11 protein-coding genes are annotated in these 13501 nt (G+C 61.3%); 2 read left to right on the plus strand and 9 right to left on the minus strand.

The window, feature by feature from the left end:
* The 7 genes from AC0L27_RS07010 to AC0L27_RS07040 all read right to left on the minus strand — a co-directional run.
* Positions 1 to 608 (minus strand): efflux RND transporter permease subunit (locus AC0L27_RS07010; protein ID WP_473318247.1); only part of this gene is annotated, 608 nt, incomplete at its 3' end.
* Positions 609 to 614: 6 nt separating this feature from the next.
* Positions 615 to 1805, minus strand: coding sequence for an efflux RND transporter periplasmic adaptor subunit (locus AC0L27_RS07015; RefSeq protein ID WP_473318689.1), 1191 nt, complete (start codon positions 1803 to 1805; stop codon positions 615 to 617).
* A gap of 1268 nt (positions 1806 to 3073) precedes the next feature.
* Positions 3074 to 4279, minus strand: coding sequence for an ABC transporter substrate-binding protein (locus AC0L27_RS07020; protein ID WP_473318248.1), 1206 nt, complete (start codon positions 4277 to 4279; stop codon positions 3074 to 3076).
* A 78-nt stretch (positions 4280 to 4357) separates the two neighbouring features.
* Positions 4358 to 5056 carry an ABC transporter ATP-binding protein gene (locus AC0L27_RS07025; RefSeq protein ID WP_473318250.1) on the minus strand — a complete coding sequence of 233 codons (699 nt, stop codon included), beginning with the start codon at positions 5054 to 5056 and terminating at the stop codon, positions 4358 to 4360.
* Positions 5053 to 6900: a branched-chain amino acid ABC transporter ATP-binding protein/permease gene (locus AC0L27_RS07030; protein WP_473318251.1), complete on the minus strand. Its 1848-nt coding sequence runs from the start codon at positions 6898 to 6900 to the stop codon at positions 5053 to 5055. The genes AC0L27_RS07025 and AC0L27_RS07030 overlap by 4 nt, the downstream gene beginning before the upstream one ends.
* 11 nt (positions 6901 to 6911) lie before the next feature.
* Positions 6912 to 7787, minus strand: a complete 876-nt coding sequence (locus AC0L27_RS07035; protein WP_473318253.1) for a branched-chain amino acid ABC transporter permease — start codon at positions 7785 to 7787, stop codon at positions 6912 to 6914.
* Positions 7788 to 7886: 99 nt separating this feature from the next.
* Positions 7887 to 9221, minus strand: a complete 1335-nt coding sequence (locus tag AC0L27_RS07040) for a substrate-binding protein (RefSeq protein ID WP_473318254.1) — start codon at positions 9219 to 9221, stop codon at positions 7887 to 7889.
* Between the two features lie 459 nt (positions 9222 to 9680).
* Here AC0L27_RS07040 and AC0L27_RS07045 point away from each other — a divergent pair, with 459 nt between their 5' ends.
* Both AC0L27_RS07045 and AC0L27_RS07050 read left to right on the plus strand, forming a co-directional pair.
* The gene (locus tag AC0L27_RS07045; protein WP_473318255.1) at positions 9681 to 10091 is read left to right on the plus strand and encodes a hypothetical protein; all 411 of its coding nucleotides are present in this window, start codon (positions 9681 to 9683) and stop codon (positions 10089 to 10091) included.
* Positions 10092 to 10203: 112 nt separating this feature from the next.
* On the plus strand, positions 10204 to 10698 hold the full coding sequence (locus AC0L27_RS07050) for a MarR family winged helix-turn-helix transcriptional regulator (RefSeq protein ID WP_473318257.1): 495 nt from the start codon (positions 10204 to 10206) through the stop codon (positions 10696 to 10698).
* Positions 10699 to 10850: 152 nt separating this feature from the next.
* Here AC0L27_RS07050 and AC0L27_RS07055 read toward each other — a convergent pair whose 3' ends face one another.
* On the minus strand, positions 10851 to 11042 hold the full coding sequence (locus AC0L27_RS07055) for a hypothetical protein (protein ID WP_473318258.1): 192 nt from the start codon (positions 11040 to 11042) through the stop codon (positions 10851 to 10853).
* Between the two features lie 127 nt (positions 11043 to 11169).
* Positions 11170 to 13434 (minus strand): alpha,alpha-trehalose-phosphate synthase (UDP-forming), encoded by a 2265-nt coding sequence (locus AC0L27_RS07060; protein WP_473318259.1) that lies wholly within the window; start codon positions 13432 to 13434, stop codon positions 11170 to 11172.
* Positions 13435 to 13501 lie beyond the last annotated feature (67 nt).

A 13501-nucleotide genomic window follows, 5' to 3' on the forward strand; every position in this document is an offset into this window, starting at 1 on the left:
ACGTCGTCGGCGGTCAGGCCATAGCCGACCAGCTTTGCCGGATCGACCCAGACGCGCAAGCTGCGTTCCGTCGAATACAGCGTGGCGCGGCCGACGCCGGGGATGCGGCGGATCTCGCCGAGCACGTTGCGTATCATGAAGTCGCCGAGGCCAACCTCGTCGAGGCTGCCGTCGGTCGAGTTCAGCGTGATGATCTGGAGCACTGCGCTGGAGGCTTCCTCGATCAGGATGCCCTGCTGGATCACCGCGCGCGGCAGCCGCGCCTCGACCCGCTTGATGCGGTTCTGCACCTCGACCGAAGCGGCGCTGGTATCGGTGCCCGGCACGAAATTGGCGATGATCTCGACTTGGCCGAGCGAGTCGCTGGTGGATTCGAAATTGAGGATGCCGGAGGCGCCGTTGAGCTCCTCCTCGATCAGCCGCGTGACGCTGTTGTAGAGGTTTTCCGGCGAGGCGCCGGGATAGCTGGTCGAGATCGAGATCGAGGGCGGCGCGATGATCGGATATTGCGCGATCGGCAACAGCGGAATCGAAATTGCGCCGACCAGACAGATGAACAGCGCGACCACCCAGGCGAAGATCGGCCTGTCGATGAAGAAGCTCGCCATGGCGCGTTACCCGCCGGCCTCCGCGGTCCGCCTGTCGGCGGGGGCCCCAGGTTCGGTAGTCCAGTCCTGCGGCCTGACTTCGTCACCAGGCGCGAACTTCTGGAACCCTTCGACCACGACCTTGTCGCCGGCCTTCAGGCCCTCGGTGACGAACCAGATTCCGTCCTGCACCGAGCCGGTGCGCACCGGCTGCACCGCGATGTGGTTGTCGTCCTTGACGACGAACACCTCGCTGCCGCCGCCGCCATTGCGCTGGATCGCCTGCTGCGGCACCGCGATCGCGTCGCTATCGAGGCCTTGGTCCATGCGCACGCGGACATACATGCCGGGCAGCAGTTCGCGTTTGGGATTGCGGAACTCGCCCCGCAACGTTACCTGCCCGGTATGGGCGTCAACCTTGGCGTCCGAGAACAGCAGCTTGCCCTCAAGCGGGTAGAATGTGTTGTCGTCAAGCACCAGGTGCACTTTGGCGGCACCGGAGGCGATACGCTCGAGGTCGCCAGTCTCGAAAGCTCGGCGAAGTTGATGGAGCTCGTTCACCGACTGGGTGAAGTCGGCATACACGGCATCGAGCTGCTGGACGGTGGCGAGATTGGTCTCGTTCTGCACGACGAGCGCGCCTTCTGTGACTAACGCTGCGCCAACCACACCATCGATCGGTGCACGAACGGTAGCGTATTCCAAATTGAGGCGAGCGCGTTCCAGTTCTGCTGCGCGCTTTTGGACTTCCGCCTTTGCCTGGCGCTCCGACGCAATCGCCTTCTCATTCTGAGCCTCCGATGTCACGCGCTCACTTGTAAGGAGAGCGACCCTCCGCGCCTGCTGGCTGACTTGCATCAATGCAGCCTCCGCCTTGGCGAGCGCAGCCTCGTTGGCCATCACCTCGACCTCGAAGGGACGCGGATCGATGCGGTACAGAGGATCGCCCGCCTTCACTTCGCTGCCCTGGCGGAACAACCGCGCGACCACGATTCCGGAGACGCGGGGGCGGACCTCCGCCACGCGGTGGGGAGCAATTCGGCCGGGCAACTCTCGGACAATGGGTCGAGCCTGAGGCTTCACCACAAGGGTGCTAACCTCACCGGGGATCGGTTGTTGCAGAGACGCGGCCTTTGGCTGGTCGCATCCGCCAAGTAGCGAGCCAGCTGCCGCAAGCAAACAACCGACGTGAGCCGCTCGCGTAATAGTCGATTTCATCAGTTCTCCACCCCATTCACACAACCTTGGCGCAATCAGGTTCAACCCGCTGAACATACGTCCTAATGACGTCGACTCTTCCGACGGAAGCAGTCGATACGCGCCGATAAATAGCGCTGGTACGCAGCCCCGACTACATGGTGGCAATGACAGGATTGCTCCATCGAACTGAATTCATCGGCAATCGCACTCCATCCTCTCTCGCACTTGGAATACCCTCACTCAAATCCGCCAGATCATCGGCACAATGGTGTACTCAGTCGCCAAGCTTGCGAGATGCCACTCCAAAGATGAAGGGTAAGTCATTCAGACCGTAGCGTGTTGCTTGAACTCAGACCAACGGACGACAGGCTGGCTGAGCGTCAGGAAGCACCGATTGCGCTATCCCTGAAGAATCTCCAACGTCAGGGTATCGGATCTGAGGGTAACAGGCCCTGCCGTTTCGATTAGCAACGCGCTGCCCAGAATCTAAGACAAGCCCAGCGGCGCGACGCGCATTCCGGAAATACAGGCCACGCCGGCAAACCATTCTGCCCAGCGAGCGCGCAGTGATGGAGCTACGTTGGCACCTATGAAGTACACGTCGCATCATGCTGCAGGAATTGCACAAGACCTGGCGTTTGGCGGCCGCAACCCTCTCACAATTCGTGAGCAACGAATTGGCGGGTGAGCTCTGCCACTCCTGCGACAGATCGCTTCCGTTGCTACACCGGTGCGGGAGCCGTCGCGATGATATTCGATGGAGAGCCAGAGCGTCCCCCAAACGTTCCATTCTCCGCCCCCAAAACAGCAGCTTGTAAACCGCGAAGCCAAATCACTAGTAGTTAAGCAGGAAGTGGCTGATTTGGCAGTCAGGCTCACCCTGCCTCCGTCAGGAAAACCCTCACAGCGGCGTTTTCAAATGAGCGATAGACTGCCGTCTCTTCTGGTCCAACTGGCGCTTTTACTTTAATCAGCACGCTTTCGAGCCGCCGCTTGGCTCGACTGCCGCAGCGGAGGAACCTGGGTCGCGCCGCGTATCGGAGCCGTAGCCTCCTTGGCAAAGGCCTGAAGCGGCTCGGGCGCAGCGGGGCGGGTTACCGTTAACTCGAGTACTGCCCGTTCCTTGGACAGGATCTGCCAGCGGATGCGTTCGATCAGCCCCTGGGAAACGATTTCTAGATCAGGCACTGGCGCCGCAAGTCGCTTGGTGCTTTCAATCCGCACTACAAGCAGGAGCGCCCTGCCGGTACGCTCCTCTGGGCGACGATGCGGTCGGAACACGACTATCAGTGTGTAACCAGCGGACACGCCGAGTCGGACAACTTTCCGAATGCTTCTTCGCCCGACATAGTGTGAACCAGTTTGTAATAGTCCCAAGGTTGTTTGGACTCGTCGGGTTTCTTGACCTGCATGATATACATCTCATGCTCCATGAGGCCGTCGGCACGGATCTTGCCGTTGCTGGTGAACATGTCGTCAATCTTCATCTTCTTGAGCTCCGCCATGACCTTCTCTGAATTGGTGGAGCCGGCAGCCTTGACCGCGTTGAGGTAGCTCATAGTCGCCGAATAGTAGCCCGCCTGATTCATGGTGGGCTCGCGCTTCGTCTTCTCATAGTAGCGTTTGGCGAAGGCGCGGGTCTTCTCGTTGAGATCCCAATACCAGCCAGTGGTGAGATAGAGACCCTGTGCGGTCTTGAGACCGAGGCTGTGAATGTCGCTGATGAAGGCGAGCAATGCGGCCGGCTTCATTGTCCTAGCGATGCCGAACTCGTCGGCAGCCTTGATCGAGTTAGTGAAGTCGTTGCCGGCATTGGCGAGTCCAAGCACCTGCGCACCCGCGTTTTGCGCCTGGAGCAGATAGCTGGAGAAGTCCGACGTGGAGAGCGGAACGCGCACGGCGCCGATCACCTTGCCGCCATTGGCCTCGACCACCTTCGAGGCGGACTCCTGCAACTGGGTGCCAAAGGCGTAGTCGGCTGTGAGGAAGAACCAGGTTTTGCCGCCCTGCGTCACCATGGTCTTGGCGGTACCATTGCCGAGTGCCGTCGTGTCGTAGACATAGTGCACCGTATAGGGTGTGCAGTCCTTACCGGTCAGTGATGCGCCGGCTGCGCCGATAGCGATGAACGGAATTTTCTTCTCCTTGGCGACATTGTTCATCGCCAGGCTGACTCCCGTGTTCGATCCGCCGAGAATCATCGTAACGCCGTCGCGATCGGCCCATTCCCGGAACTTTTGCGCTCCAACGTCGGGCTTGTTCTGGTGATCGGACACCAAGAACTCGATCTTGTTACCGAGCACACTGCCGCCAAAATCCTCGATGGCCATCTTTGCCGCCTCGACGCCCCCGGGGCCGATCACGTCGGCATAAAGGCCGGACATATCGTCGATATCGCCGATCATGACCTTGTTTTCGGCCGCCTGTGCAGTCGTTACCGCCATTGACGCTGCCAGCAACAGTTGAACCGTTCTTGCCGAAATGTATTTCATTTGACGTGTTCCTCTTTTTCGATTTCAGCGCGAGGTCGGGAAGACTTCGCGTCGTCACGTCGCGCTCGTTGAAATCAACTAGACGCCGAGATAGCGCTGGAGCAGCTCCGGTTGCGCCTTGAGCTCCCGAGCTGGCCCGTCGTGCACGATGTGTCCGTTGTTGATGATATAGATCCGGCTCGCCAGCGCCAGCGTCGCCGTCAAATTCTGCTCGACTAGCACGATGGTCTGGCCGGCGGCGGCGAGTTCGCGGCAGGCCTTGACGAGATCGTGAACGATGACGGGCGCGAGCCCCTCGAACGGCTCGTCCAGCAGCACGATCTTTGGATCGCGCACCAGCGCGCGCGCGATAGCGAGCATCTGCTGTTCGCCGCCGGACAGCTCGGTGCCGCGGTTGCTACGCCGCTCCTTTAGCCGCGGAAACATCTCGTAGATGCGGTCGAGCGGCCAGCGTTTCGGCGCGGTGATGCCGGCGAGCAGGATATTCTCCTCCACCGACAGGCTGCCGAAGATGCGGCGTTCCTCGTGAACGAGCTGCATGCCCGCCTGCGCTATTCTGTGGCTCTTTCGGCCGGCGATATCGATGCCGTCGAACTTCACGCTGCCGCTACGCGGCGTCACGACGCCCATCAGGCTCTTCAGCGTCGTGCTCTTGCCGGCGCCATTGCGGCCGAGCAGCGCCACCACCTCGTGACGCTCGACGTGCATGGCGACGTCGAACAGGATGTGAGAGTCCCCGTAATAGCTGTTCAGGCCGTTGACCTCGATCAGGCTCATGCCGCGATCTCTCCGTGCACCCCGCCGAGATAGGCTTCCTGGACAGCGGCGTTGGCCTTGATTTCCTCAGGCGCGCCGGAGGCCAGCACCCGGCCTTCCTGGAGCACGGTGACGCGCTCGACCAACTCGAACAGCGAATCCATGTCGTGGTCGATGATGATCATGGTACGGCCGCGCGCGATCGACTTGAGCAGCTTGACGGTCTCGACACGCTCTCGCGGGCTCATGCCGGCGAGCGGCTCGTCAAGCAGCAGCAGGCGCGGCGACGTGGCGAGCGCAAGCCCGATTTCCAGCCTGCGCTTCTCGCCATACGCAAGCTCGGATACCGGCGTGTCGGCACGACGAGTCAGGTTCACCAAAGCGAGCGTGTGCGCCACCTGCTCCGTCAGGCCCTTGACGCCGGCGAGCGTGCGGAGCAGGTCGAGCCGGAATTTTCCGCGCAGCTCTGCGAGTGCGGCGATCGTCAGGTTCTCCCGCACCGTCAGCCCGGTGAAGAGCTGGTTGACCTGATAGCTTTTGGTCAGTCCGAGCTGGCAAACCTCGGTGACCTTCAATCCGGTGATGTCGCGCCCCTCGAACACGATCTGGCCGGAGGTCGGCGCGATCTCGCAGGTCAGCATCTTGAAGAAGGTCGACTTGCCGGCGCCGTTAGGGCCGATGATCCCGCGCAATTCGCCCTGATTGACGCTGAAATCGATGTCGCTGTTGGCGACGAGGCCGCCATAACGCTTGGTAAGGCCGGTGGCTTTGAGGATCGGTCCGGAATAGGCGGGATGCGCGACCTCCTTCGCCTGCATCGGCGCGGGCGGGAGTTGCTGCGCGGCCTCGCCATCAGCGGCCTCTTGCTCTACTCCCGCTTCCCTCCGCTTCCGCCCGTCGGAGACAAGGCGATATAGATCGGCGACACCGCCGATGATGCCGCCGCGCAGGAAGCAGACCAGCAGCACGAACACGACGCCCAGCACCAGCTTCCAGGTCGCGCCGAGGCCCAGCGCGGACTGGAGGAAGTCCTGAAGGAAGAGCCAAACGGTTGCGCCGACCAGCGGTCCGAACAACGTGCCCCTGCCGCCGATGGCCGTCTGCATCACGAGCTGGCCCGAGGTGTCGAAGGTGAAGGCATCAGGCGGCATGAAGGCCTGGAGCACGCCGAGCAGGCCGCCGGCGAAACCGGCGTAAGCCGCCGCGATCACGAAGGCCGTCAGCTTGTAGCCGTGGATGTTGTGCCCTACCGCGGTGGCGCGCAGCGGATTGTCCCGGATCGCGCTGAAAATAGCGCCGACCGGCGAACGTACGATCCTGAGCGCGATGATGACGCCGATGAAGTAGCACAGCGCGATGAACTGGTAGAGCGACCAGCCATTGGTGAAGTGGAGCGTGGTGAAGCCGAGATCGAAGCTCGGCGTCGGCACCCCGGGCAGACCGTTCTCGCCGCCGGTGAAATCCGACAGCGGATTGAACTCGACGAAGAAGAAGACCTGCGCGATCGCCACGGTGATCATGGCGAAATAGATCCCGGTGCGGCGCAGCGCAATCAGGCCGACGAGGTATCCGGTCGCCGCGGCCGCGATCATGCCGATGATCAGCGCACCCAGCACGTTGCCGAACCCGGCGCGCGTCAGCAGGTAGGCCGCGACGAAGCCGCCGGTGCCGTAGAAGGCGGACTGACCAAACGAGAGCAGGCCGGTGAAACCGAACAGGATGTCAAAGCCGAGCCCGAACAGGCCCCAGACCAGGATCCTGTTCACGGTGTTCGGCGCGAAGCCGAGATGAGGCAGCACGAAGGGGGCTGCGATCAAGCCGATCGCAGTCAGGGCTTCGATCAGGAACGGGCGTTGCTTGAGCATCAGGTGATCTCTTACTCGCGGCCCTGGACGCCGAGCAGGCCATGCGGTCGCACCACGAGCACGAGCGTCATGACCGCAAACAGCATCACATAGGCATAGCCGGGGTTGAACATGGAGGTGACGCTGATGATTTCGCCGGCGATCAGACCGCCGAGGATCGCGCCTGGAAACGAGCCGACGCCGCCGATCACCACCACCACGAAGGTCTGGACCAGGATGTCGTCTCCGATGCCCGGTGTCAGCGACACCACCGGCGCGTTGACGATGCCGGCAAAGCCGGCGGCCATCGCGCCGATGCCGAACACCACCATGAAGACGCGATAGACATTGATGCCGAGCGAATCCACCATCACGGAATCCTCGATGCCGGCCCGCACGATCAGGCCGAGCCGGGTCCGGTAAAGGATGATGAACAGCGCGCCGAGGGCGATCGCGACGATGCCGACCACGGCGAGGCGGTAGGTCGGATAGAACATGAAGCCGAGATTGGTGATGCCCCGAAACAGAGCCGGCGGCGGCACCAGCTGCGACTGGCTCGAGAAGATCAGGCGCACGAGCTCGACGAAGCAGATGCCGAGCCCGAAGGTCACGAGCAGTTGATCTTCGTGTGGGCGATCATAGAAGTGGCGGATAATGACGCGTTCCATGACAACGCCGAGCAGCATGACGAAGAGCGAGCCTGCGATCACCGCGAGGATGAACGATTCCGTGTACTGGTAGGCCACGAAGCCGGCATAGCCGCCGATCATGAACATCGCGCCGTGCGCAAGGTTCAGCACGCCGAGCGTGCCGTAGATGATGGTCAGGCCAGAGCTGATCAGCGCGAGCAAGGCTCCCAATGCGAGCCCGTTGAAAAGCTGTGAAACGAGGTTGGGCCAACTTATCATGCGACAATCGCTGTTGTGGCGCGAGAGGGTGCGCGTCAGAAAACGGTGACGCCGCGGGACCGGAGTGCAGTCCGCGGCGTCACAGGGGTTTGCGAGATCTCAGCTGTAGTCGCCGAGATGGCAGCCGAAGGCGTCGGGCTTCTGCATCAGGCCTTCGCCCGGGACGATCTCGACGACGTCGTACCAGTCTTCCTTGTTCTTCATGTCCTTCTGCTGCTTGCCCTTGACGATGATCACCGGGCGAACGCACTGGTGATCCTCGGGGCGGTAATGCACGTCGCCGACCAGCGACGGGATCGTTTCGCCCTTCTCGTAGGCCTTGATCACGTCGGGCGGACTGAAGCTGCCGGCCTGCTCGCACATGTGCGCCCAATGCGCGAAGCTGACATAGGCGTTCTCGGCGCCCCATTCGGGCTTGTAACCGTACTTCTTCTCGAAGGCTTCGTTGAACATCTTGGCCAGCGGGAACTTGTCCTCGATCGTCCACCAATAGTCGGTGGCGGCATAGACGCCCTGCATCAGGCCGCCGGTCTCGCGCGCGATGAAAGGCACCTGATACGGCACGACCAGCTTCATCTTGTCGAGCACGCCGAACTGCTTTGCCTGCTGGGTCGACAGCACCGCATCATGGCCCCAGTTCACGTTGATGAGCACGTCGGCGCCAGAGTTCGCGACGTTCAGCAAGTAAGAGGAATAGTCCGGCGCGCCGAGCGGGGCGACCTGGTTGGTGACGGTGGTCCAGCCAGCGGTCGCAAGGAAGTCCTGCATCGACTTCGTGACGGTGTGGCCGTAGGTGTAGTCCGGCGTGAGATACGCGGCCTTCTTGCCCTTGCCGAACTCCCGCACCATCACCGGGCCGATCGCTGCAGCCGCAGTCTGCCCGTAGAAGTTCTGGCGGAAGCCGTAGCGAACGCAGTCCTTGCCTGTGGTGTCGTTCGAGCCGGAAATGCCGCACACGAAGATCACATGCTCGCGCTGGGCGAGCTTGTTGAGCGCCACCGCAACGGCGCTCGACGTGCCGCCGGTGATCATGATCGCCTTGTTCTCGCTGATGAAGCGCTGTTGCGCCTGCACCGCCTCGTTCGGCTTGGCCGCGGAATCCGCAACGCCAAACTTGAGCTCCTTGCCGAGCACGCCCTTGTTGGTCTTGGGCGAGATCTTCTTAATCAGCTCGTGGCCTTCATTGATGTGCTCGATAGCGAGCTGGTAACCCTTGAGCTCGTCCTCGCCCTGCACCGCGTAGGTGCCGGTGCGCGGCACCGAGATGCCAATGAAGGCGGTGGAACCCGACACACCAACCGGATAAGTGCCAATCGCCGGCTTGTCGTCGGCAAAGGCCGGCATCGCCGGCAGCATGGAGCCGCCGATGAGGCCGGCAGTGGTCTGGAGCAGACCACGGCGCGAGATGCCGCGTCGAATTAGATCGTCAATCATGGTCGTTTCCTCCGAATTTCGTTCTTGTTTTGCAGGCGCGAGCACGACCTGTCCGGCGACAGTCGACCGCAAAGCCCTGCTGCGCTGGGCACGTCACATCCGCGTTTAGCTCTTGGCGCTAAGCATTGCTTGTAAAGCCCCTCTGTCAATTTCGCCTTTGGTCGAACGACAAAAATTATCACGTGAAAACATATCGGATCACGATATATATTAGCCTTTGTGAGTACGAGGCTGGCGAGCTTGGCGAGAGAAATGGCGCGGCGAACGACAGTGGCGGGTACCCGGAAGCGACGGTCATGGCCGCAAGGTGCGGAGCGGCAGGAGGCGGCGTGGTCGGTGGAAGAGGTGAACGGACAGGGGGCGACGCCACAGTCCCGTGATGCCTCGCCCATGCCCGAGCCTCGCAATCGAACGACCGGTGAGCGGGGACCGGCAGTCGGCTCTGTTCAGGCGAAGCGTGTGCCCGGGCCGATGAAGCGGCTGAGCGTGCGTGCCCAGAACGTCCTGAAGGAGCTCGCAGTCGAGCTCACTGCCGAGCAGCCGCCGAAAGGGAATTGGTCGCCGTCGCGCGAGTTGCTGCGGGCGCTGACGGCCGAACGTCTCGCGACGGCGCGCAATTGCGGGCCGCATACGATGCGGGAGATCGTGGAATGGGCGCAGGGCTGCGGCGTAACCGTCAAGCCGGTAATCCCGCCCGGCGGTTCGCTGTCGCAGATGTGGAGCGAGCTGATCGCCAATGCCTCGGCAGGCAGCCTGACCAGCGCCGAGATCGCCGGTGCGCTGCAGCGCTCGATCAGGCGGAAGAGCGCCCGGATCCCGATCGCGTTTCAAATCATCCTGGTGAAGATCCTGCTGTCGAGCTTCGAATAGGGGCGCAATAGCTGTGCATCCGGAATTCCCGCTGCTTGGTCCGGGCACTCCTGCTTGCTACTTTTGGCTAACGGCCCGCGTTGCCGGGTGGGAAGCACGGAGGCGGCACGGCATGGTTCAGGTGAAGAGGACGCAACGGGCGACTGCGGCCAGGTCCGGGCGGTCCTCAGCCACCCAGCCGATGCGTGACTCCGACTATGCTGCGCTTGCGCAGTTCCGGTACGAGATCCGGAGCTTTCTGGCCTTCAGCGAGGCAGCCGCAGCAAAGCAGGGATTGACGCCGACACAGCATCAGGCGCTGCTTGGGATCAAGGGCTTCGTGCGCCCGGGTCCTGCGACAGTCGGTGATGTTGCGCGCTTTCTGCTGATCCGGCCTCACTCGGCGGTTGAATTGATCAATCGTTTGGCCAAGCTTGGGCTAGTAAGCCGGGTTGCCGACCCGCAGGATGCCAGACGTGTGCACCTCATACTGACCGGGCGAGGTGAACAGAAACTGCGGGCACTATCGCAGAGAAATCTTCAGGAGCTCCGCCGTGCCGCGAGCCCGGCACTGAATCGCCTGCTGAAGTCGTTTCGGCACTCTGGCGGGCCGAATTCCGACGCCTAAGCCCTGGAGCCAACTCTACTCGGCTTAACTGCTGCCTGGGAGTGCCGACATAGGGTACGCATTCGCCTCCTGGACGATGGCTTCCAACCCACTCCGTGACCGATTGCATTTTGGGCGGGTTTGTACGGTCGTCTCTATGTCTCGAAAGGCGACTATCTGGTGAGCAGGCCTGAAATCAGGGCCGCAGCGCCGAGGCCAATGAACGACAAGATTATTGGAGGATACAGAACCAGCGCTGCTTCAAAGCGCAGGAACTTCGGTTGCTCGCCGGTCCGATCGGGAAGCCCAATGAAGATCAGGATGCCTGCTACCGCAAGCATCGCAGCTCCGATCAGCATGTTCATATTCGCTTCCTCCACATCACGGAGCAAAACGTCGCAAGCACGAGAGTGCGACCGAGCTGTCGTTTTGGAAAGAGCCAAACGTACGCTTTGGTACCGATTTTCTTGAAGACCGCTTTTAAAGAGGCCCTCAGATCTGCTTCACGCCATGACCGGCATTGGTGGCTAGGCCAAGAACCCGCTCGCGAGTGCGACTTCTCGCTGCGTCCACCAGCATCGTGCCTGCCCAGCGATAGACGTTGTGCTCCTTTACCTGCTGTCGCATGAGCTTCATGCGCTCGGCCTGCTCCTCGATTGGCATTGTAAGTGCAAGCTCGATAGCCGATGCCATTTCGTCGGTGTCATAGGGATTGACGATGAGAGCCTCGGATAATTCTCGTGACGCCCCGGTGAAGCTCGACAAGATAAGGACGCCAGCGTTGTCTTCTCGCGAACTAACGAACTCCTTCGCGACGAGGTTCATTCCGTCGTGCAGGCTGCTGACGACGCAGGCATCGGCCCCTCTGAACAGCCGGAACACGTCTGACGGCTCGTAGTGCCGCGCGACCAAATGCATCAAGGGTTGGCGACCGCGGTGCCGCTCGTTTATTTCGGCAGTGAGCGCCTCCGCTTCAGCCTGGAGCCTCGAGTACGCGCTGAGTTTGCTGCGCGTAGGTGCTGCGACCTGGATGAACGCAACCCTGTCCCTCCAGGCCGGATTGCGCAACAAGAGCGCGTCGACCGCCTGCATACGATCAAGGATTCCTTTGGTGTAGTCGAAGCGTTCGACACCGACAATCAGTCTCGTTCCTTCCGCTAACCCAAACTGCGAGATGATACTGGATCGGCATTCCGTGGGAGGTGGTAGCTTTTCCAGTTCCCGTGGCGGCCATTCGATCGAGATTGGATAGGCACGTATTCTGGTCTCATGCCCTCCAAGGCTGACCGCCTGCACCTCGCGATCGATCCTGCTCTCCAAGAAGCGATCCACACCCTCGATGAAGTTGTTACAGTGAAATTGGGTATGAAATCCAACAATGGTGCTGCCGAGCAATCCTTCGATAATCTCCGCCTTCCATGGGCAGATGCTGAAGGTTTCCGCATTTGGCCACGGAATGTGCCAGAAGGTTATGATCGTCGCCCTGGGCAGGCGCTCACGGATCATTCTTGGAGCAAGCGCGAAATGATAGTCCTGGACCAGCACGATAGGGTCCTCGGCGCGCGCCTCGGCAACGACAGCATCAGCAAAGCGCTGGTTGATCTGCCGATACATTTGCCAGTCGCTGGACCTGAACGTAGGGCGCACGAAAGCGATATGGCACAATGGCCACAGCCCTTCGTTGGCAAAACCGTAGTAATATCCGTCCTGTTCTTTCTCAGAGATCCAGATGCGCCGAAGCGTGTAGGCCGGGGCCGCCTCGGGGACGCGGAGCCTATCGCGGTCGTCGACAGTCTCCCGATCGGCGCTGCCGCTGCCGTGTGCGATCCAAGTGCCACCGCAGGCACGCATGATCGGCTCCAGGGCCGAGACCAATCCACTCGCCGGCCGCTGCACCACAGTCCCCGCTTCCGAAGTGTTGTGAATGTAGGGCTCCCGATTGGAAAGGACGAGAACTTCGGCCCCCGGCAGGACGCTTTGCAGCACCTCTTGAAGCGATTTCGGCGTCCACTCGATCTGGCTTGTAAACGTAACTTGTTCGGCGCTACGCAACAGCTTGTGAATTTCTCGATCAATAGACGAGCCACCGAGTTGATGGTGCACTCCCTGAGCACCTCGACGGACCTCCTCGACCGCGCGTCGCAATGCCTTCATCCAGCCGCGCATCATGAGGACGGCGAAAATGATCGTACCAACGGTCAGGACCAGAACGACGCCGGCAAGCGCGGCAAGCAGATACGCCAGCACCTGGCTGGACCTGGCCGCCGCGAAGCTGAGGTCGGTTAGAATGACGAGGTAGGAACGACCTCGGCTACTCGAGATCGGAAACGCAGCTACAAGAATTCGTCGCCCGCCGCTGGCGATGCTTGCGAAACTCTCGTTCTCGGATTTAGCCGACTTTTCGCAGGAGAAGCTCGCCGGCATCTCCGGTGTTGGCGCGAGCAACGAGCCTTCCGGATCACAAAATCCAACCGCGAGAATCTTCTTGTCGAGCGCCACTCTCTTGAAAAGGTCCGAGAGCCGGTCCCACGCCTGGTCTTCCACATCGCGACTAAGCAACGGCTGGATGGCGTTGAAGACCAGCTTGGATCTGGCTTCAACATCGCTTCGCGACCATTGCTGTACGATTCCTCCGGTAAATGGCGAGATACCGAAAGCCACGACTGCGGCTACCGCCAGGCCGAAAATGCCATAGCGGAAGAACTCCTTGTACGATATCGGGGTCACTCCGGAGCTACCCCGACTGTCCGCAAGCATTTGCTCGAGCCGTCTAGCAGGCGCAGCTCTCGCGGCCCATTGGGCACTGCCGATTGCGCTAAGCGGT

This window comes from Bradyrhizobium sp. Ken51 (assembly GCF_055807435.1).

Coding starts and splice junctions, on each gene's coding strand:
- AC0L27_RS07015 (WP_473318689.1), bottom strand. CDS start 1,805: ATGAAATCGACTATTACGCGAGCGGCTCACGTCGGTTGTTTGCTTGCG.
- AC0L27_RS07020 (WP_473318248.1), bottom strand. CDS start 4,279: ATGAAATACATTTCGGCAAGAACGGTTCAACTGTTGCTGGCAGCGTCA.
- AC0L27_RS07025 (WP_473318250.1), bottom strand. CDS start 5,056: ATGAGCCTGATCGAGGTCAACGGCCTGAACAGCTATTACGGGGACTCT.
- AC0L27_RS07030 (WP_473318251.1), bottom strand. CDS start 6,900: ATGCTCAAGCAACGCCCGTTCCTGATCGAAGCCCTGACTGCGATCGGC.
- AC0L27_RS07035 (WP_473318253.1), bottom strand. CDS start 7,787: ATGATAAGTTGGCCCAACCTCGTTTCACAGCTTTTCAACGGGCTCGCA.
- AC0L27_RS07040 (WP_473318254.1), bottom strand. CDS start 9,221: ATGATTGACGATCTAATTCGACGCGGCATCTCGCGCCGTGGTCTGCTC.
- AC0L27_RS07050 (WP_473318257.1), top strand. CDS start 10,204: ATGGTTCAGGTGAAGAGGACGCAACGGGCGACTGCGGCCAGGTCCGGG.
- AC0L27_RS07055 (WP_473318258.1), bottom strand. CDS start 11,042: ATGAACATGCTGATCGGAGCTGCGATGCTTGCGGTAGCAGGCATCCTG.
- AC0L27_RS07060 (WP_473318259.1), bottom strand. CDS start 13,434: ATGCTTGCGGACAGTCGGGGTAGCTCCGGAGTGACCCCGATATCGTAC.